Origin of the sequence: Paenibacillus sp. FSL R7-0128 (assembly GCF_038002245.1) — a bacterium.
Lineage (GTDB): Bacteria > Bacillota > Bacilli > Paenibacillales > Paenibacillaceae > Paenibacillus_AQ > Paenibacillus_AQ silagei.
Window position 1 is genome coordinate 5,556,958 of the sequence record NZ_JBBOCD010000001.1, and the last position, 19,725, is coordinate 5,576,682.

Consider the following 19,725-nt stretch of genomic DNA (forward strand, 5'->3'; position numbering starts at 1 on the left):
CCCTTCTTCTTATTCAGACTGCTGCTTACTTGAAATTGAGCTTACCTTGTACAGCAGCAATGCGCCGAGCGCGGCGCTGACCGTACAGGAGAAATACATCAGTCCCGGTCCGCCGGTCTCCAGCAGATACCCGTTCAGCAGATTCCCGGCAATGCCACCAAGACCGACAAACACCATATTGAACAGACTTTGTCCTGTGGCTTGCAGCTCTTTACCCGTAATGGAGGCCACATATTCTACGGCTGCAATGTAGAAGAAACCAAAAGACATGCCGTGCAGCGTCTGGACACCTATCATAACACCGGGAACAGGAATGAGCCATTGGATCGCCCAGCGGAGCATGTAGACAACGGAGGCCAGCATCAATGTTTTCTCATAGCCGTACTTCTTCAGGACTCTTGCGGCCACGAGCATTGCCGGAACACTGGTAATGGAAGCAATCATCAGGGCGATGCCTGACCACGCGAAGCTCCCGCCCGCCATCTGGAAGGTCAGCACAAAGAAGGAGTTGAAGGCCGTAAGCGTCTGGTTCACCAGAAAACAACCGGCGAGAAATAGCAGAAAGACCCGGTTACCCAGCAACTGCCTGATTCCGCTGGTGAACGTTACATGCTGCGCCCGCCGCTCCACATTCACGGGAATGGTCATCACGAGGATAAGAGCAAGCAGGTTGAAGAGCAGGAAGGGAATCCACAGCTCGGTGACCCCCATCCAGTTCAGATACAGTCCGCCGAAGTACCCTCCCAGCGCCGTGCCGATACTCCCGAACAGCCGGATGGTCCCGAACGAGGTGCCTGCGGCTGAAGCTGCATTCACTGCATAAGCGTCGGCAATCGGCGTCTGGGTGCTCTGAAAAATCGTATACAAGCTGTATACCAGCACAATGACGACAAGCCATTTTACATTGTAGAGATAGACTATGGTGCCGGGAACAATCAGGGTAAGCATCAGTACCAGTCTTGTTCGTTGATAGCGGTCCACCAGAATTCCCCATAACGGCTGAAACAGAATCGCCAGCAAGGTGCCGAATGCCATCATAATTCCAATCCTCTGGCTCGTCATGCCCTGATGAACCAGAAGAGAGGTGACATACGGGTTGAAGCTGCCCCCGGCCAGACCTGTGAACAGATACAGACCGCGCATCTTCAGCAGGACCTCGCTCTCCTTGCTGCCTACAGAGAATCTCATTATACTTGTTCCGCGTCTCATTTTCATAGCCTCAATTCTGCCCGGTTCCTGCGCTCAGCCTGCTTCGGGCCGCCGCAGCAGCACCTATCGCTCCCGCCTGATTGCCGAGCACCGCCTGCCGGATGGTTAAGGATTGCTCAGGAGTATACCGGCTGACCCGCGCTGCAACCTCCTGCACATAGCCCGGGTTCTTCTCCACGACACCGCCGCCGAGAATGACCAGCTCCAGATCCAGCGTAATTGCAATATTCTTGACTGCCGCCGCCATCTGTTCATACGCATGATCCAGCAGCGCCAGTGCCGTCTCATCCCGTTGCTGCGCGGCTGCAAATACATGCTCCGCCCGGACCGCATCGCCCTGCGCCAGCTCCCGTATCAATGAACTGCTGTTATTCCCGTGCAGCCTGGCCGCCGCCCTCGCCCCGATTCCCGTGCCGGATACCTCCATCTCAAACGGGCCGAACTCACTATACTCCGGATCGGCAGCAGCATGAACCGCTCCCGGCTCAACGATGAGATAGCCAATCTCACCCGCAGCGAAGCTGGCTCCCCGGTAGAGCTGGCCGTTCAGGAACAAGGCGCTGCCCACACCAGTACCGACCGTGATCATAATGAAATGCTCGGACCCAGCAGCCGAGCCCGCTGCATACTCGCCCATAGCTGCCATATTCACATCATTGTCCAGCACCACCAGTCCGGGATAATAAGCGGCAATTACCGGACGAATATCCATGGTTGCAGGCCAATTGAGCGCCGGTGCGCTGGTCAGTGTGCCGGTACGTTCATTCATGACTCCCGGGAATCCGATACCCACTCCCTTCAGAGAAGCTAGCGTAGTACCGTTACGCTTGCAGAGCTGCTCCAGTTCGGCGAATAACCAGCGGAAGAACACCTCCGGCTCCCGGCTCAGCTGCGTCTCTACCTTGTACTGTTCAAGCACCGTTCCTACTTCATCTGTGAGGCATAGCAGTGTCTTGGTGCCGCCAACATCAATTCCGGCAGTTAACATATTCATCTAGGATTCCCCCGTCATTCTATAAAATATAAGCTTATGCTCCTTATGCCCGCATCTCACGAAAAGCCAATTGGACCGCGGTCTGGACCGCTCCAAGTACCACATCCTTGTCCCCGTGGCTGGAAGCAGCCAGCCGGGGCTTCCGGTGAAGCCCCCCGAGCCGGGATTCCAGCCTCTCCAGCAGGATATCCCCATGGCTGCCCAGTTCGCCTCCAAGGACCACAGTCGTTGGAGCCATCACGGTACAAATACTGCCCACTGCCTCTGCAAGCAGATTGCAGTAGGCCTCGATAATAGCCAGTGCAAGAGGCTCGCCTCTGCGCACTGCATCCCATATCTGTGCTGCCGTTCCTCCAGGTGTAGACAGCAGATGCGCTGTATCACCTGCGCCTGTATATTCTTTTGCCATCCGGTTGGCCAGTTGCCTTAATCCGTCTGTAGACAACACATCCTCCAGCCTGCCTGCGCTCAGCATCAGATTGGCTAGTTCGCCTGCACCGCCGCCAAGCCCCCGGTAGATCTCCCCATGAATAATGAGGCCGCCCCCGGTTCCTGCGCCGATGGAGAAGTACAGCAGAGAGCCGCTTGCCGCCATCCCCGAAGAGGTATACTCTGCCAGAGCGGCGAGGTTGACATCATTCTCCGTCACGACAGGCACGGGGATCAGCCGGGTCAGATTAACCCTCGCGAGCACCGCTTCACACCCGCGCAGTGGGGCAACCAGGTCAGACACGCTGCCATCTGCCGGGTCCACTACGCCTGGAATCCCGAAGGCCGCGGCCCGCAGCTTCTCCCGGGAGATCCCGGAATCCGCAAGCAGTCCCTCTATACTCTGAACCAGGTAGTCTTGACACACCGCCGCTGTCAGCCCGCTATCCGGCATAGCCAGCTGCTTGAAATAGCAGATCTCTCCGCTCATATCCGCAAGTGCTATCCGCAGGCTGCTCCCCCCCACCTCTGCCCCTAGGGTATAGAAGCATTTCGGGTTGAATTCCACCAGAGTCGCTTTGCGGCCCTGGGTGTTCTCCGCTCTGCCGGACTCTCTGACCAGTCCGCGTTCTATAAGATGAGCAATGGCCGAGGATACCGTAGGCTTGCTTAAGCCGGTATACCGGCTAAGATCCGCTCTGGATTGCGGTCCGCCGCCGATGATCTGGTCCAGAATCAGAAATTCATTCAGATTGCGCATGACCTTGGGGGTCCCGGCCGTTTGAATTCTCACGATTCATACTCCGTTCTATATATAGTTAATTAAGTTTACTAACTTAATGTATAGTCTAATATACAGTCTTTCGGGCGATTTATCCAGCCCCTCTTTCCTCATCTCCCCATCTCCCAAAACACGAAAATTCCCGATCCTCCTGCGGATCGGGAATGAGTGCCGGGCTAGTTCAGCATTTTCTCCATATGCAGCACTTTGTGGAAGCCGGCCTGAGCGGAGAACAAGCGGGTATTCTGTACCTTGAAGGTCCGGAAGCCCACCCGCTCATACAACTTCTTAGCCAGCGGGTTGGTATCAACAACCTCCAGCATCACCTTACTGCGGTCCGCCTCCCGGGACCACGCGAAGACGGCCTCCAACAGCCGGGTTCCGACGCCCAGTCCTCTGGCCTGCTCGGACACTACAAGCGGATCGATATGCACTGCATTAGAGGGGGTATTGCCATTGAGCAGGCGGTAGAAGCCATAAGCTGCGTAACGCCAAGCGCCGCCGAGCACACCGAAGGTCTGTCTGAGCGAACGGTAGCTCAGCATCATGAAGAAGCCATCGCCTGTCTCCAGACCGGCAAAGCCTACGACCCTTCCCTCATACACCGCGTACAGGGCGTTGTCATAACGCAGGCAGCGGCTCAGCACCTCCACAATATCCTGCTCTTCACGGGAGAAGATCCATATTCCACTGAATTTCAAGGTGAAAGCCTGATAATATAGCCTGGCGACCTCACGTTTCTGTTCTTCATCCAGCCGGCTCACAATCTCTACTTGCAGCGTTGACATACAGGTTCCTCCTTATTGTTCCACTCCAGATTCTATCTGCCTTGGTGAATGTGCCCTCTTCACGGTTACGTGCAGTCCCCTTGCCCTGTTCTGCCGAAGCCTTGGAGGACTGTATTTACCAGCAGCTTCGGAGCGTCATTCTTCGCCAGATTCCCTTTCTGGATCTCCTGCCAGGCAACGAACAAAAGATTATACATGACCGTGATGATCCAGTGGGCGGGCATTCCGGTATTCAGCAGACCGCGTGCCTGCCAGCCCTCCACCGCTTCACGCAGCGGCTGCTTGATCCTTGCTTCCTCGGCTACAATATGCGGATTCTCGTCCACTGAGGCTGCAGAGCTGAGAAAAGACACCTTGCCGCCCAAAGGAATCAGCACCTCGAACACTTCCGTCAGGAACGGGAGCATATCATGCTCCTCTGCGGTAACTCCCCCGAGCGCTTCTTCCACTAGCCCGATCGCATTCAGCGCCAGCGCATCCAGCAGCAGCTCCCTGGTAGAGAAATACCGGTGCAGCGTCGCAATACCGATCCCTGCGTGATCTGCTATCTCCTGCAGTGTAGCCGTCGGCTTCATCGCCAGCAGCTCCGTCGATGCATCCAGAATGGCCTTCCGTTTGGTATCTTTAACACTGGTTTTCATGAATATAGGCCTGCCTCTGCTGTAGGATGAGTGATATTTCAGTTAACATAATGATACTTTAATTATTATAATGAGATGTTTATCTATCATTTAAGTTTATTTTATACCGGGAGGTGGGTGGTGTCAAACCTCCAATGCACGTTGGCGAAGGGTTAACTGTATTTCATGCAACTAAACTGAACAATGCAGGCTCTATGTTGCGGTTTAATTGCATTTGGTACATCTATTTATAAGTAAATGATCTAAAAGTCTGCTTTCGCCTCATTTTAATTGTACAGAATGCAGTTAACTCAGCTTACTTTTAGATGTACGGAATACAATTAAACTCACTCCTACAAAAAGAAGGGAAGACGGCAACCTACCGTCTCCCCCATATTCCTTATATTTAATCTTGCGATCCTCAGCTCACCTAACCTATTCCACCCCACACTCCATCCGCAGCACATGGAACGACTTGGGCTCAAGCGTATAGACCATGGAGTTCGCGGTCTCAAGCGGCACACGCTTAGGCGCGATGTTGCGCGGAGCCTCAATAGAGTTCACTTCCGCTTCCTGTCCCTGCATGACATACGCCTCGCCGATTCCGGTCAAGGACAGTGCTGTCTCCAGCTCCACCTGAACGGTACGGTCCTGCGTGTTCACCAGCTTCACGTACAGGACTTGCTGCCTCTCATCATAAGAGACCGTGTAAGGAATCTCCTCCTGATTATGCACCGTCTGCAGCACCTTCGTTCCCATCAGCGTACTGTACAGTTGCTGCACATAATAGCTTGGCGTACCGTAGCTGCTCTCTCCGTCGAACCAGATCATGTCCGGCGACCACTGGGCGTATCCGAGTCTGGCGAACAGCGGAGCATAGGAGGCCAGCACGACGATGTCGGCATTGCGCTCCAGGCCTGTCAGGAATGCAGCTTCTGCCAGCGCAGCGCCCCAGCTGTTGAAGTGCGGCGCATTCATCCCGTTGCCATAGTGACCCGCATATTCTCCAGCGAACACCTTGATCTCCCTCGGATACTCATCATAGAAATGCACATTCTCGCACAGCCATTCCGGCTTCACATAATAATGCTCATCGATAGCGTAGACGAAGTTCGGATTACCCTCGGCCCGCTTACGGTAATACTCCCACGCCCGGGTATAGTTGTCCGAGCTGACATCCGGCCCCGCAGACCCGATTAGCTGCACAGACGGGTACGATGCATGAATCGCCTGCTCGAACAGATCGTACCGGGTGAAAAAGTCCGCATGCTCCGTCTCCCACTGCTCATTGCCGATTCCAATCATCTCCAGACCGAATGGCTCTGGGTGACCCATCTCACTCCGCAAGTGGCCCCACGGTGAATCCACCGGTCCGTTGGCGAATTCCAGCAAGTCCAGCGCATCCTGGATATACTCCTGGAAATCTTCATCATGTACGCCCACATGCTCAGTAGACTGGAACTGACAGGCCAGCCCGACATTCAGCACCGGAATCGGCCGCGCCCCCAGGTATTCACACAGCAGAAAATACTCATAGAAACCAATCCCCAGGCTCTGATTATAGTGGCTGTACTCGCTCGTGTACTGATTCTCTTCATGATTGCCGTGCAGCGCCCAGCGGCTGCTGTTATTCTTGCGCTGCTCGGCGGCGCCCACACTCCGCTTCCATTGGTAGCGGTTCTCCAGGTTATAGCCCTCAACAATACACCCTCCGGGGAACCGCAGGAAGCCTGGCTTCATCTCCTCCAGCAGCCCGACCAGATCCCGGCGGAACAGACCCAGCACCGCGTCGGAGGGAATCATGGAGACGAAGTCGAAGCAGACCGTACCCGGAGCATCCAGCCGGATGACGAAATCCCCATACGACACAGGCTCATTGCAGCTAAGCTGCGCTGTATAGCGTGTCCACTCTTCCCCTACCGCTGTCGCGATGACAGCCTGCGCCATAACCGTACTATTTTGCTCAACCGAAACTTCAATGCCGCCTGCATAACCCTCCGCTCTGGCATAGAAGGATACCTCATACGATAGTCCCTGCTTCAGAGAGACTCCATCATAGGCCTTATTGGTAAAAGCGTTCTGCATCTCCCCGGCGGTAAACGCCAGGTAATGAGGATTCACCTCATTCTGCGGATGCTCCATCTCAATCTTCAGCGTGGCCCCGCTGGCCTCTGCAGGATATGCCGTCCAGCCGTAGAGGCCGTTATAGCTCTCGCTGTAGCTCCCCCTGTCGCCCTGCGCCTTCATGAACTCAAAGGAACGGTTCTCAATCATCTCGGCATGCAGCCCGCCGTCCAGACCATAGTTGATATCCTCGAAGAACAGCCCAATCATCCCCTTGTATATCGATACAGCGGGCTTATCTGTAATTTGTAGTTTCATTTATTTCCCTCCGCCACTTTCCCTTGTCTGTATTTCTTCCAGTTCTCTCTATCCACGCCTACAAATAAGAAATAATCTCAGACGTAATGCTGCTGTCGTAACGGTCGGAGATGCCGAAGTCCATCTTTTTATAGGTCCATGCGGCCCGGCCGATCTTGTATTGCTCGAACACTCCATGTACATCCTTATACCAGTTCACCACGCTCTGCGATGGCGCTTGCTCAATGACACCATATTCTCCGCAGTACAGATACACGTTCCGCTCTGCTGCAACATCGATGGCGTTCTGGATCAGACTGGTCATGTATGCCGGACCCATCTCGTGGATACCTTCTACATGAAGCCCCGAGCCAAAAGCGCCAATGGCCGCCGAAGTGCTACGGTAGTTCTCCAGGTCACCCGGATAGTCCATGCTGCTCTTTGGCATCTGCTCCACCCAAGCCGCACGCTGGTGTGTGAACAGGAACGGCTCATAGAAGTGGAAGGTGTACACGATATTCTCATCAAAAGGCTGATCCAGCAGCGCCAGCGTATGGACGCTGTTCCACTGGATACCTCCGACAACGATTTTGGTCTCCGGCGCATGCTTGCGGATCTCCGCAATCGTCCGGTGGGCCAGCGCATTCCAGCGGCTGCTGTCCTTCTCCACAATCTCATTCAACAATTCAAAAGCCACAGTATCTTTATAGCCGGCATACCGGCTGGCAATCGCCTTCCACAGATTCAGGAACCGTTCCTGGAGCGCCGGGTCATCGAACAGGGAATTCTCGGCCACGCTATTGAAGGAGAAGCCCGGCGTCTTATGCAGATCAATAATGAGATTCAGCCCATTAGCAGCACACCAGCGGATACAGTTGTCGATATGCTTGAACCCGGCGTAAGCCTCTGCATTCCCTGTATCCTCTATCACTTCATAATCCACCGGCAGCCGGACATGGTCCAGGCCCCAGGAAGCAATGGTCTCGATATCCTTCTCCGTAATGAAGCTCTCATAATGGGCATGCTGATACGGACACTGGGACAGCCAGCCTCCGAGATTCACCCCTCTTGAATAACCCGTCCACTCTTTCATCACGATCATCCTCTCCGGCCTCAGCCTTCATTGTAAGCTCTTACTTCTACCTGTCTTAAGCATAGATAAACCCTGGCCGCAGAACAATTACACATCGTGCGTAAGTACTAACATATTGTGCAATCTCCCTTTGCAAGGCAGCCTGTTTGCTTTTACAATAGATCTATCTGCTATGCGGGAGGCTCCTATGAACATACACAATATCGGCTACAACCACAGCCATGACGCGGACTTCATCATTAACCGGCCCCAGGGCTCGGGCGACCATATGCTATTGCTGCTGAAGACCCCGGCCATCTTCACTTTGGAGGGAGAGAGCCGGGTTACAGGGCCGGACTCCTTCATTCTATACAGCGAGCACACCCCTCAGCTCTACCGGGCTTACGGTTCACAGTTTACCAATGACTGGTTCCATTTCCGGCTGGATAACCTGGACGATGAAGCGCTGCTGGAGCGGCTGGCGATCCCCAGGGATGAAGTCATCCCGATTGGCGACCTGAACGAGCTGTCGATCATCATTAACCATTTGTGCTATGAGGTGTATTCCGAGAACCCGCATAAGAACGAGACCATCGAATTATATCTGCGCTTATTCTTCATTAAGCTGAGCAACCGGATTCATTCTACCCAGAAGGAAGTCGGCAACACGCACTTCAACAAGATGTCCGTCATCCGCACCAAAATTTTCAACCAGCCCTTCCTGAACTGGACCATCGATGGGCTGTCCCACGAGTTGACCATGAGCCGCTCCTGCTTCCAGCACCTGTATAAAGATTACTTCGGCGTAAGCCCGATGGCCGACGTTATTGCCAGCCGGATCGAACATGCCAAATACCTGCTCACCACCACAGACATCTCCATCAAAAAAATCGCCGAAATGAGCGGCTACGCCAGCGAGATCCACTTCATGCGCCAGTTCAAGCAGCAGTTGGGCCAGACGCCCACCCAGTACAGGGAGCACAAAATAAAGCCAGACCGCTGATAAACAGTCTGGCTTTATTTTTAGTGATATTCCAAGAACTCAAGACGATTCCCAAAAGGGTCGTTTACATAGAAGCGCTTAACGCCTTCATCCGCCCTCGCTTCATCATTCGTGACTTGAATGTTATTCTGCAGCAGGTACTCACACAACTCATTCAAGTGCTGTACATGAAATGCCGGATGCGCTTTGGTTGCGGGAACAAAATCCCGTTGCACCCCGATATGTACTTGATGCGTCCCACATTGGAACCAAACTCCGCCACGCTTTTGCAACAATTCTGGTTTGGGTATCTCCATCCAGCCTAACAACCCATTGAAGAATCTCCGGGCCTCAGCTTCACAACCTTCCGGGGCTGCCAGTTGTACATGGTCTAGACCATAAAAATTGTAAGCCATACCTCTTCCTCCTCAAAAGTTTCATCTAATGAAACTTAATTTCATAATATAATTCTATATTATAGTAATTCGCAATATAAATCTATAAAAAACAGCCCCCTCTAAGGCGGACTGCTTCATAACTTAAAGCTTATAGATAGCAGAAGTATAGCGCACAGATAATTTAAATCTTATACAAAGTAACTTCATAGTCTGCAAAAACCTTGCCTATCATCCGCTCCACCACACTCCACTCCCCATTCGCCAGCCCGCAGCCAATGTTGTACGGGAGCGCTACAGACAGACCCTTGGCTTGCGCTTCTATCTTCAGAGTGGTTAACGCTTGCTCCAGCGCAGCATAATCGGTATACCGGATTTTGCTTCTTCCATAGTTAAGCTGGCCGAACAGATTCGCCGTGTACTTCGCGCCCGTCTGCACCAGCTGGCAGTGTCCAAGCAGCTCGTCAGGCGTGTACTGGTCACAGTATTTTTTATACTCAGGATATAAGTTCGGATAGCGGTCCCGCAGAATCTTCGCAATCCCCGACCCCATCACCCCCTGACAATTCACCTGGTGCCCTAGAATATCTTCACTGGCCTCTAATAGATCGCCGTTTACGATTTGGATGGTCATGGTTCTCTCCTTGTTGTTGTGACTTTGGTGTTTGGCAGATAGATTGAACTTAAGGATGTCCGTTCCGGGATAGTCGTGACTCCAGAGAATGTTTGGCCTTCCGGCCGCTGTTGTCCCCGGATTTCTTAATTTGAACTATATTAGCAGTAGAAATCCGGTGACAAAGGCGGACGCTACCGCTCCTCCAGCTCCAAAATTCTCCTCCGTCACTCTTCCCTATCCGAATAGTTTCAAGTTCAATCTAACTCATTCTTGTATTTAGAATTATATCAGTTCCTTCTATATGAATCCTCCGCCCCCTACTACACATACCACTTCCGTTGCGCCTCATACATCGTCCGGTACTCACCCTCTATGCTCATTAGCTGCTCATGCGTGCCGTCCTGCACGATCCTTCCGTCCTTCATCACGAGGATTCGGTCCGCGAGCTTCACAGAGCCTAACCGGTGGGAGACGAGGATTGCGGTTTTATCCCGGCACAGGGCGGCGAAGTCGTTATACAGACGGGTCTCCTCCAGGGGATCGATGGCCGCCGTAGGTTCATCCAAGATCATATAATCGCTGTCGCGGAACAATCCGCGCGCAATCGCTACACGCTGCCACTGGCCGCCGGATAGATCCGTGCCCCCGAACTCGCGTCCCAGCATCGTATCTAGCCCTCTCTTAACCCCTTCACCGGATAAAAGCACCCCGGCCTCCTCGCACACGGATACTACTTCGGAATCATCTGCTAGTTTAGAATATTGGCTGATCCGCACATTCTCCCGGATGGTCTCATTATACTTGCGATAATGTTGAAAAACAGCCGACGTTCGCTCATAGCTAGTCCGCGAAGCCTCCACGTTCCCGTACCACACTTCCCCTTCCGTAGGCGGGTATAACCCCATAATAATGCGGCACAGCGTGGTCTTCCCGCTTCCATTCTCGCCTACAATCGCCAGTGTCTGCTTATGCGGGATGATCAGGTCGATCTCCTCAACCGCATTTCGGGTTGCCAGCGGATAGCGGAACCGGACACCTTGTAGCTCAATATCACTGTCTGCGGGCCTTGGCAGGTTATTAGTCGCATGAACAGGTTCGTCGATGAAATCCAGAAAATTCTCAGTAGACCCGATATTCTCCGTAGCCCAGGCGATTCTCTCGGTGATCAGCTTGTTCATGAACCGGTACAGACTGCCAATCGAAGCCAGCACCGCCGCAAAAGCTCCAATCGAAATCTCCTGCTTCATCACAGACACAAACAGCATATACACGATCAGGCCGTAGCCCATAACCGTCACTACATTCAGTATGAGCTGCACGAGATGCTTGCGTACCTGCGTCCGAAGTACAATAGCGTTCAACCGTTGCAGGGCAGACGTATACAAATTCTCGAAAAATGCAGCCGCCCCCAGCAGCCGGGTCTCCGAGAGATACGCTTTGTCCGTCAAGCACTGTTCATAGTAGTCACTTTCCCGCCGGATCGGGGCAGATGCCGCCTCCAGATTCTTGAATGCTGACATCAGCACCCATTGGGAGAGCATCACCGGGATGAATACGACGACAATACTTAGCGCAAGCACTGGCTTAAGCGTGAACAGATACCACCCGATGAACACGAAATAAGTCGTATAGTAGAACAGAATGTCCAGTAAGGTCGTCCCGATCCAGATCAGCTTGCCGCTCCCGTTCACAGCCTTGTGGATATAATCCAGCCGCTTCGTGTTCTCGAATTCAGAGACCTGTAACGAATCTACTCTCTTAAAAATCAACAGGTTCAGGTGCTTGCCCACGCTTAGCCCGTAAATCTCCTCATAACAGTTCCCGAGTCCGTCCATGACATGATAGAACAGATACATGAGCGCCAGCGCACCCAAGGACAGGAGAATCATCCTGAAGCCTATTCTACCAGCAGCATATGCAGCCGCCGCATCAAGAAATCTCTGCATGAATAACACCTGAAGCACCCAGGAGACCGCCTGGAGCAAGGCAATGCCGATATACGTATAAGACATCCCGGGATTCACCTGGAATAAAAGCCGCAGGCATCTGACCCCATTCCTCAGGAACCCCTGCCCCTGTATTCTATCCATGCTGCACCTTACTCTCTGCCTCATACCACAACTTCTGGCTGGCGAACATCTTCCGGTATATCCCGTCCGGCTGTTCCAGCAATTGCTCATGGGAGCCCTGCTCCGCAATCCGCCCGCTACGCACCACCAGGATCTCATCTGAGATTCTCGCTGCGCCCAGCCTGTGGGTGATATATATGGTGAACCGGTCTGCGCGGATGCTGCTGAACATTTCATATAGTCTGCTCTCTTCTATCGGGTCCAGCGCAGCGGTAGGCTCGTCCATGATATGGATGGCAGAATTAGAATACAACAGTCTGGCTATCGCCAACCTTTGCCACTGCCCGCCGGAGAGATCCACGCTGTTCTGTTTGATTAAGCCGACATAGGTGTTGAGACCGGGTTTCAGCCCCTGGACCATCCCATCCAAATTCATCCTGCTTATGCTGTGACGGATTCGCTCTTCATCCAGCCGCAGAATGTTCCCCAGCCTTACATTATCTTGGATCGAGAGTGCGTACCTGGCGAAATTCTGAAAGACCACCGCAATGATGCCCTTCAACTCCGCGTAGCTGTACTCCCGCAGATTTTTATTATTAATGAAGATCTCACCCTCGTAGTTATCGTACATCCCGGTGAGCAGTTTGATCAGGGTGGACTTACCGGCCCCGTTCTCCCCGACAATGGCATAGCTTTTCCCGCTAACCATGGTGAACGAGCATTGATTCAATATGTATCTCTCCGTATCCGGGTAGCGGAAGCTCACCTGCCTGAATTCCAGCGATTGAAAGACGAAGCCGCCCAACTCCACAGGTAGAGCAGCAGCATCCTTCTTCTCACTTAGTCCGGCAAAAACAGAGAAGTCCTGCAGATACTCCTTCATCCGCGCATGCTCCTGCATCGTCTCGGCTAACTGCCAGGACATCCTCTGCACGAGACTGAAGATCGCGGTCACCAGCGAGATGTACAGGCCAATCGTTAGCTCACCCAAGTGCAGCGCAGGTAACAGCAAGGCCACTATAATGATGCCGATCAGCAGGGCGATGATCGAGCCGCTTTTCAGATGAATGAAGCTTCGGATCTGTATCTTCTTCTCCACCGCGTACGTCTGATCATACAGCTTGCCGTACCGATCCCTGAGCGCCGGACCATACCCGAATAACGTGCGTTCCTCCGCATCCTCCCGGCTAGTCAAAATTTGCGCCAGTTCAGCACTCCTCCTCCGTATCCGCTGCGCATCCATCCCCAGCACATAATTCGCCTTGCCCGTCTTCATGGCAATATAGAACAAAGGCACCGCAACCAGCACAATCACAATCCCTGTAATGAACGTGGACGACATCACAATCACAAGCAGCGAAGCGGTCCCAATCAGCAGATTCAGTCCACTCATCATATTGTTGAACCCGCCCATGAAATGACCCACCGGATCTCCGCACACCCTATGGATTAACTCCGAGGTCTCCTTATTCTCAATATGCTGGTACGCAAGCCGCGCCTGCTTCAGCACCATCTCCCGCTTCAGCCGCACATTCAGCCGATTGCGCCCCGTCAACTCAACCAACTGCATCAGACTGGGGAGCAGATGAGTGACGATTACATAACCCATAATCAGCCCAAGCGGCTTATAGATTAACGAATACTCCGCCCGGCCATTCACAATATGGGTCGCCGTATTAATGAAATAAGCCATCACCAGCGTCTGATAAGCAGGCATCAGAGCATCCACCAGCATATACCCCACCGCCGCCACCGTCTGCACCGGAATCACCCGAAGCGGAATCCCGATCAGATCGAATACTGTATATTTTCTTGAAGTAAGCATGTGATCTCCTTGTTGGAATGAATGATATTAGGGACGAATCACAATAGGAAAACTCGCAAAGCGTGCCCTAATTCATAGTATCATTTCCATACGGGAGGAATAACCTGTCAGATTATAGGGGTTGGTCTTTCAAACTAATGCAAAGAGCTGCCGGGAATCTCCCGACAGCCTAAGTACTCACTCCCTCCTCCATCTACAACGTAGAATAATAGAGAAGATTAAGGCCATTATACACAATATGCACCACGACTCCCGGCCAGATGGAGCCTGTCTTGCGGAACAGGTATGCCACCAGAACGCCGACCATGAATGCGTCTAACAGGATCACGGTGAATCCATGAACCACGCCGAAGATTGCAGCGCTGCCTACGATTCCGGCCCATGGGCCATAACGGTTCAGGGCATTGGCAATGACGCCGCGGAAGACAAATTCCTCGCTGAGCGGCGTGAGGATGGCCCCGGTGATAATCAGAATGAAGAGCGAGAGCGGACCGCCTTGCGCTGCTGTCTGGAAGTCTGCCTGGGTGTTGATCTCGGTAATAAAGTGATAATAGATCCCTTCGATCACAAAACATCCCCCGAACGCGGCAATCCCGATGACGACCGCCACCAGCAGCCATTTCCGCTCCGTCCTCCGAAACCCGAAAGCACGTAAATTGCGAATCCGCAGGGCGTAGGCTGCAAACAGAGCCAGGAAGCCAATCAGACCATTGCCCGCCCCACCGATATTAATACGCAAGATGGCTTGCTCATCAGGAATTTGAAGCATCCAGACACCAAGGAATACGACGCCGATCATATAGAGGGACAGTGCAGTTAGAATCTCCGGCCAGCCGGGCCGGGTGTGAGTCATTTCAGACATGGAAGGGCTGCTCATTGCCATTCCCCCAGATCGTGACCATTTATACACATACTATTTTCCTCCTACTCTTCTCATCGAAGCTCTATTGTGCTGCTCAGACCTATCCTACCAACCCCGCCGGAACGGAACTTAAACGAAACGCTGAATTTTGGCTTAATTTTGTCCCCGCTGTTTAGGTTCTGTTAAGATAACTATGCTATTTTGAACTAGGGTGACAAAATGCCAAATCTATCCGCGATTAAAATCGCGATCATTGACGACGAACCTTCGATCATCACCATGCTGCAAATGGTGCTTCGCCGCGAAGGTTTTCAACAACTATATGGGGCTTCCACTTGTGCTGAAGCTATCAGCCTGGTGCAACGCGTGGTCCCCGATATCGTCCTGCTCGACATCATGCTTCCCGACGGCAGTGGGCTGGAGCTCTGCTCCAAGATCCGCGAATACGGGAATCCTTATATCCTGTTCCTGACAGCCAAGGCCACTGATCTCGATATTCTACGAGGCTTCGCCATGGGCGGGGATGATTATATCACCAAGCCCTTCAACCCCCTGGAGGTGGCCGCAAGAATTCAAGCGCGCATACGCCGGTTGGAGCCGGAAGTCCTGGCGTCCGCTGCTGCGAAGGTTCCCGATGCAGGAATTTACCGGTTCGGCCGTTTCACCGTTAACGAGGCGGAGGGTGAGTTGACTGTAGAGGGACAGCCTATTCCTTGCCCTGCACAGGTCTTCCAGCTATTACTGCACTTCTGCCGGCATCCCGGAATCGTCTTCTCCAAAACCCAGCTCTACGACAAGGTCTGGGGCATCAACGGCCAGGGCGATGATTCGACCGTGATGGTGCATATCCGCCGCATCCGGGAGCGGATCGAAATCGATCCCGGCGACCCGAAGCTGCTGCTTACGGTACGCGGACTCGGCTACAAGCTGGTGAAGGAGCCGGGGGATCGATGAAAATCCAGCAGCGCATGGCCTTCCATTTCACGTATCAGTTGATTTTCTATGCTCTAGCGATTGTGACCCTTGCCTTGGCTGCCTGCATCATGTTATTCCAGAACATGACCAGCAATGAGATCCGCCGGAACTTTCCGGTTGGCGTCCTGGAGCAGATTGCCCAAGAAGCCCAGTACAAAGACGGGAAGCTTCACATCTTCTCCCAGTGGAACAAGCTTATTGAGGAGAAAGAGATGTGGCTGCAGGTAGTTAGTGCCGAAGGAGAGGTCGTCTACAGTATCAATACAACTCCCTACCCTGCACTCCCTGCCTCCTACTCCACTGCTCAATTGCTCAATATCCAGGAGACACGGCGACTGGGAGCTTATGCTGTGCAGACACAACTGAACTTCTCGTTTCAGGACCCGCTTCTATATGTACTCGGCTATCCAACCCCTGACCTGGACCAGCTCACGGCGTGGTTCAACGCTTACGGACAGCAAGGAAGGATAAGAAGTGAAGCCGTTCCCCTCTTGGAACAGCAGCTTCGGGAGACTGGCAGTTATCTGCAAGTGATTGATTCTGAGAGTAACACCGTACAAGGCATTGGTGATCAGACGTATGCACCAAAAGCATATCGGCCCCTGGACATTCTCGCCATCCAGCAATCTCCAGACAACTATGACGCGGGGATTGCGGCCCACCGGGACGAGCTGAGCGGAATGACCTGGATCGTCTACACGCCCCATGCAGCAGGACTCCCCCTGAAGCATCCTGTATTGGAAAATGTAACGCCGAGACTCATCTGGACTGCCGTGCTGATCCTGATCCTCGCGCTGTCGGTCTCCATCTGGCATGGCTACCGCTTCGGGCGGCCCCTGATTCTGTTCGCAGGCTGGTTCGAACGGATGGGCCAGGGCCAGTACGATGAGGTGCTGACCGCCAAGGACAAGCGCAAGGTCTTCCGCCGTAATGGCACTATGCGAACCCGCAACAGGCTCTATCAGGAAGTGATTCAAGCCTTTTATCAGATGACTCATCAATTGGCGCAAATCGAGAGGGACCGCAAGAGGCTGGAGAAGGAGCAAGCGGAGTGGATGTCAGGGATCTCCCATGATCTGCGCACACCCCTGGCCACGATTCAAGGCTACGGGTATATGCTGGAGAAGCTGCCTGAGCAATGGAGCCAAGAGGAAATGCGGATCATGGGCGCGACCATCCGGGAAAAAGGGGATTACATGCTGGAGCTGATCTCCGACTTCTCCCTGATCCATCAGCTTAAGCAGAGCGATTCCATCATGGTGCGCCGGGAGACAGATCTGACAGAATTGGTGCGCCGCTCCGTATTAAAGTACGTCAATGACGCCACTATGTCTGAGTATCTATTTCAGTACACCGGGGAAGAGAATTCCCTGCTCATACAGGCAGACGTAACCTGGTTACAGCGGCTGATGGACAATCTGCTGTCCAATGCCGTCAAGCATAATCCGCCCGGCACAACTATTACCGTCACTCTTGCCCGCGTCAACGATAAAGCTTGCATTCGGGTACTCGATAATGGAAAAGGGATGGACGAGGAAACACTGCATCATCTATTCAACCGCTACTACCGCGGAACCAACACCGAGGAATCCACCGACGGCTCCGGCCTCGGCATGAGCATCGCCAAGACCATCGTGGAGGCACACGGCGGGGAAATTAAGGTACATTCGACAATCGGGCAGGGCACGGAGTTTGAGATTGTTTTGCCATGCTAAAATAAGGGCACCAGTTCTAATGAACTGGTGCCCTTATTCCCGTTAAGGCTGAATACTAACCTTGGTCGCGTACCACTTCCCGGATTTTAATTTCAGCGTTAACTGAACAGGTTCTTTGAATGCAAAATTATTATCTTCATATTTCTGAGTTACATATACCTTTGAACCTGCGAAGAAGTGCAGCGGCAATACAAAGCCGATATGATGAGAGCTTGAATGATACTCAAAAGCATCAGATGTCATCCCGCGTTCAACAGGATTTATTTTGCTGTATACTGAAGGACTCATGTAGATCATATCAGCGTCCTTCTTCATCGCTTCTTCTAATATGATTTTGGTATCATGCGATATCCATGCCCCAAACGCGATGTAGGCAATAACAAATAGAAGAATGAATGAAAGGAGTAGGTTTCTCTTATTCATGGGTACCTCCGTTTAAAAATACTGATGTTGAAAGATTCAGAAAACAATTCCATCCTTCTGTAGAGTATACTCTGTAGATATACCAGTTTATATCTTTTATTGTTGAACACAAAGTACTTTAACAATGAAGGAGATGAGCAAGTGGATAGTATTCTAGAGAGCCTGTATCACGGCAACTTGCATCCCGATGAAAATATCATACCCGATGCCCCACAGTACTCCATTTTAAGAAAAAGAACATATGACATCATAGAGGTTTGGAAGAAGCGGCTTTCAGCGGAAGAATTCGACGAATTAGAAGCGCTGTTAGACTTGTATGGCCAAACTCATGGCATGGAGTTGGCGGCTAGTTTCAAGCATGGATTTCGCTTGGGAGCGGGGATTATGGTGGAGGTATTATCGGGGGAGGGGGCCTGCTGGCAGGTTGAGTGCATTTCCAGACAAAGCTAAGAGTAGTTAACAGGATATTGGTCCCAGAATCCGATGCATTTATAGTCACATTTCCATTTTAAAGCCATCCCTGTTTCCTCACACTTTTATATTCATTTAAATCCTGCTTCTCCTTATCAGATCTATGATCTAGCTAAAAATCCAGCCATAGAACATGACTGGATTTTTATTTTATTGTAATTGATTAATTTATGTGGGCCTTCGGTTGCCACAGGCCACCAATCCGCATCACTTACAACTGTCATTGTAATTTCCCCTTTATAGGATGCTCCTGGACCTCCAATAGAACCAGGCGTCAGTCTGTGACCTACATGAACACCTCTAGGAATTCTATACATACCGTTATCTTCAATGTAAGCGTGTATATCTGCCCCTCCTTTGGTGTTATGGTCGGCATCAATATGTGTGTTGAAATCCACTACTACTGTACCATTTGGAGCCTTCAGATCTTCCCCATAGTTTTTTCCGCCAGTGCCTGGATCACGATGGAAATCCCAACTTGCAGTTGCTTCGTGAAGCTTACTTTGATCAAAATCAGATTTATCCGGGAAGCCTGGAACTTTATCACTCACTTCAATCAACCTCCTTATTAGTTAAATGCAAATGTAGTATTAATTCTAAAATGTGAATTTATTCACAACTTATCGAGGAGTTATTTCAAAAAAAGAAAATCACAGGAAAGATAGCCCGCTTTTCTTGCAAGAAAGCTAACCTAACGTGACCTTCTGTCATAATTCTCATCTGAATTACAACATTGTTCGACTACTGCTTTTGTTAACCTTGGGGTCCATGACCGAATCCCGAGTACCTCAATTTCCGCTGTGTTCGTTGCCTGACTTTATCCGGATATATAATTTCTATTGTTTGACCGGTTCTCATCCTCATGACCGATATTCTTCAAATCCAAAAAAGAACATTTGTTTGCATTTAAATCAAACAAATGCTCTCTAAATAATCCTGATTATATGTGTTAACTCCCATAATTATGTACTTTTAATGTCTTCAATCTATATATCCCAAATATAAGAATTAATGTTTAGACGAATTACATTTTTCGTCTTAGGATAGTCAAGCAACATTACAACATTAATACATATTTTTCAATGAAAGGAGAAATGAAACTATCAAGTTGTCGGATACATAAGATGGTTATAGAAAT

18 protein-coding genes are annotated in these 19,725 nt (G+C 51.7%); 4 read left to right on the forward strand and 14 right to left on the reverse strand.

The window, feature by feature from the left end; genetic code table 11:
• Positions 1–9: 9 nt before the first annotated feature.
• From NST26_RS23325 to NST26_RS23355, 7 genes are all read right to left on the reverse strand, one after another.
• Positions 10–1,188, reverse strand: coding sequence for an MFS transporter (locus NST26_RS23325; RefSeq protein ID WP_340950981.1), 1,179 nt, complete (start codon positions 1,186–1,188; stop codon positions 10–12).
• A gap of 31 nt (positions 1,189–1,219) precedes the next feature.
• Complete coding sequence (locus NST26_RS23330; RefSeq protein ID WP_340950979.1) at positions 1,220–2,203, reverse strand: ROK family protein; 984 nt, start codon at positions 2,201–2,203, stop codon at positions 1,220–1,222.
• A gap of 43 nt (positions 2,204–2,246) precedes the next feature.
• The gene (locus NST26_RS23335) at positions 2,247–3,425 is read right to left on the reverse strand and encodes an ROK family transcriptional regulator (protein WP_340950977.1); all 1,179 of its coding nucleotides are present in this window, start codon (positions 3,423–3,425) and stop codon (positions 2,247–2,249) included.
• 164 nt (positions 3,426–3,589) lie between these two features.
• Positions 3,590–4,201 (reverse strand): GNAT family N-acetyltransferase, encoded by a 612-nt coding sequence (locus NST26_RS23340; RefSeq protein ID WP_209877540.1) that lies wholly within the window; start codon positions 4,199–4,201, stop codon positions 3,590–3,592.
• A 65-nt stretch (positions 4,202–4,266) separates the two neighbouring features.
• Positions 4,267–4,842, reverse strand: a complete 576-nt coding sequence (locus NST26_RS23345) for a TetR/AcrR family transcriptional regulator (RefSeq protein ID WP_340950973.1) — start codon at positions 4,840–4,842, stop codon at positions 4,267–4,269.
• 414 nt (positions 4,843–5,256) lie between these two features.
• Positions 5,257–7,203, reverse strand: coding sequence for an alpha-L-arabinofuranosidase C-terminal domain-containing protein (locus NST26_RS23350; protein WP_340950971.1), 1,947 nt, complete (start codon positions 7,201–7,203; stop codon positions 5,257–5,259).
• Between the two features lie 58 nt (positions 7,204–7,261).
• On the reverse strand, positions 7,262–8,275 hold the full coding sequence (locus NST26_RS23355) for a glycoside hydrolase family 5 protein (RefSeq protein ID WP_340979846.1): 1,014 nt from the start codon (positions 8,273–8,275) through the stop codon (positions 7,262–7,264).
• A 187-nt stretch (positions 8,276–8,462) separates the two neighbouring features.
• Here NST26_RS23355 and NST26_RS23360 point away from each other — a divergent pair, with 187 nt between their 5' ends.
• Positions 8,463–9,257, forward strand: a complete 795-nt coding sequence (locus NST26_RS23360) for a helix-turn-helix transcriptional regulator (RefSeq protein WP_340979847.1) — start codon at positions 8,463–8,465, stop codon at positions 9,255–9,257.
• A 20-nt stretch (positions 9,258–9,277) separates the two neighbouring features.
• On the opposite strand, the gene NST26_RS23365 is transcribed toward NST26_RS23360, so the two are convergent.
• From NST26_RS23365 to NST26_RS23385, 5 genes are all read right to left on the reverse strand, one after another.
• Positions 9,278–9,652 carry a VOC family protein gene (locus NST26_RS23365; RefSeq protein ID WP_340979848.1) on the reverse strand — a complete coding sequence of 125 codons (375 nt, stop codon included), beginning with the start codon at positions 9,650–9,652 and terminating at the stop codon, positions 9,278–9,280.
• A gap of 163 nt (positions 9,653–9,815) precedes the next feature.
• A complete protein-coding gene (locus tag NST26_RS23370; protein WP_340950963.1) occupies positions 9,816–10,265 on the reverse strand; it encodes a macro domain-containing protein in 450 nt (149 codons plus the stop codon).
• 302 nt (positions 10,266–10,567) lie between these two features.
• A complete protein-coding gene (locus NST26_RS23375; RefSeq protein WP_340979849.1) occupies positions 10,568–12,259 on the reverse strand; it encodes an ABC transporter ATP-binding protein in 1,692 nt (563 codons plus the stop codon).
• 70 nt (positions 12,260–12,329) lie between these two features.
• Positions 12,330–14,141 (reverse strand): ABC transporter ATP-binding protein, encoded by a 1,812-nt coding sequence (locus tag NST26_RS23380; RefSeq protein WP_340979850.1) that lies wholly within the window; start codon positions 14,139–14,141, stop codon positions 12,330–12,332.
• A 193-nt stretch (positions 14,142–14,334) separates the two neighbouring features.
• Positions 14,335–15,018, reverse strand: coding sequence for a CPBP family intramembrane glutamic endopeptidase (locus NST26_RS23385; protein WP_340950960.1), 684 nt, complete (start codon positions 15,016–15,018; stop codon positions 14,335–14,337).
• A gap of 204 nt (positions 15,019–15,222) precedes the next feature.
• Between NST26_RS23385 and NST26_RS23390 the strand changes: the two genes are divergently transcribed.
• Together NST26_RS23390 and NST26_RS23395 are read left to right on the forward strand one after the other, a co-directional pair.
• Complete coding sequence (locus NST26_RS23390; protein WP_339250082.1) at positions 15,223–15,957, forward strand: response regulator transcription factor; 735 nt, start codon at positions 15,223–15,225, stop codon at positions 15,955–15,957.
• Complete coding sequence (locus NST26_RS23395; protein WP_339250084.1) at positions 15,954–17,693, forward strand: HAMP domain-containing sensor histidine kinase; 1,740 nt, start codon at positions 15,954–15,956, stop codon at positions 17,691–17,693. Before NST26_RS23390 ends, NST26_RS23395 begins: the two co-directional genes overlap by 4 nt.
• 42 nt (positions 17,694–17,735) lie before the next feature.
• Here the strand turns inward: NST26_RS23395 and NST26_RS23400 are convergent, their stop codons facing one another.
• Complete coding sequence (locus NST26_RS23400) at positions 17,736–18,116, reverse strand: hypothetical protein (RefSeq protein ID WP_339250086.1); 381 nt, start codon at positions 18,114–18,116, stop codon at positions 17,736–17,738.
• A 141-nt stretch (positions 18,117–18,257) separates the two neighbouring features.
• On the opposite strand from NST26_RS23400, the gene NST26_RS23405 reads away from it, so the two are divergent.
• The gene (locus tag NST26_RS23405; RefSeq protein ID WP_339250088.1) at positions 18,258–18,566 is read left to right on the forward strand and encodes a DUF6809 family protein; all 309 of its coding nucleotides are present in this window, start codon (positions 18,258–18,260) and stop codon (positions 18,564–18,566) included.
• A gap of 122 nt (positions 18,567–18,688) precedes the next feature.
• Here the strand turns inward: NST26_RS23405 and NST26_RS23410 are convergent, their stop codons facing one another.
• On the reverse strand, positions 18,689–19,138 hold the full coding sequence (locus tag NST26_RS23410) for a hypothetical protein (protein WP_340950952.1): 450 nt from the start codon (positions 19,136–19,138) through the stop codon (positions 18,689–18,691).
• Positions 19,139–19,725: the final 587 nt, after the last annotated feature.

What these genes read in the sequence shown, in the direction of transcription:
- NST26_RS23325 (WP_340950981.1), bottom strand. Translation starts at nt 1,188, where the DNA reads ATGAGATTCTCTGTAGGCAGCAAGGAGAGCGAGGTCCTGCTGAAGATG.
- NST26_RS23330 (WP_340950979.1), bottom strand. Translation starts at nt 2,203, where the DNA reads ATGAATATGTTAACTGCCGGAATTGATGTTGGCGGCACCAAGACACTG.
- NST26_RS23340 (WP_209877540.1), bottom strand. Translation starts at nt 4,201, where the DNA reads ATGTCAACGCTGCAAGTAGAGATTGTGAGCCGGCTGGATGAAGAACAG.
- NST26_RS23345 (WP_340950973.1), bottom strand. Translation starts at nt 4,842, where the DNA reads ATGAAAACCAGTGTTAAAGATACCAAACGGAAGGCCATTCTGGATGCA.
- NST26_RS23350 (WP_340950971.1), bottom strand. Translation starts at nt 7,203, where the DNA reads ATGAAACTACAAATTACAGATAAGCCCGCTGTATCGATATACAAGGGG.
- NST26_RS23355 (WP_340979846.1), bottom strand. Translation starts at nt 8,275, where the DNA reads ATGAAAGAGTGGACGGGTTATTCAAGAGGGGTGAATCTCGGAGGCTGG.
- NST26_RS23360 (WP_340979847.1), top strand. Translation starts at nt 8,463, where the DNA reads ATGAACATACACAATATCGGCTACAACCACAGCCATGACGCGGACTTC.
- NST26_RS23365 (WP_340979848.1), bottom strand. Translation starts at nt 9,652, where the DNA reads ATGGCTTACAATTTTTATGGTCTAGACCATGTACAACTGGCAGCCCCG.
- NST26_RS23370 (WP_340950963.1), bottom strand. Translation starts at nt 10,265, where the DNA reads ATGACCATCCAAATCGTAAACGGCGATCTATTAGAGGCCAGTGAAGAT.
- NST26_RS23375 (WP_340979849.1), bottom strand. Translation starts at nt 12,259, where the DNA reads ATGTCTTATACGTATATCGGCATTGCCTTGCTCCAGGCGGTCTCCTGG.
- NST26_RS23380 (WP_340979850.1), bottom strand. Translation starts at nt 14,141, where the DNA reads ATGCTTACTTCAAGAAAATATACAGTATTCGATCTGATCGGGATTCCG.
- NST26_RS23385 (WP_340950960.1), bottom strand. Translation starts at nt 15,018, where the DNA reads ATGAGCAGCCCTTCCATGTCTGAAATGACTCACACCCGGCCCGGCTGG.
- NST26_RS23390 (WP_339250082.1), top strand. Translation starts at nt 15,223, where the DNA reads ATGCCAAATCTATCCGCGATTAAAATCGCGATCATTGACGACGAACCT.
- NST26_RS23395 (WP_339250084.1), top strand. Translation starts at nt 15,954, where the DNA reads ATGAAAATCCAGCAGCGCATGGCCTTCCATTTCACGTATCAGTTGATT.
- NST26_RS23400 (WP_339250086.1), bottom strand. Translation starts at nt 18,116, where the DNA reads ATGAATAAGAGAAACCTACTCCTTTCATTCATTCTTCTATTTGTTATT.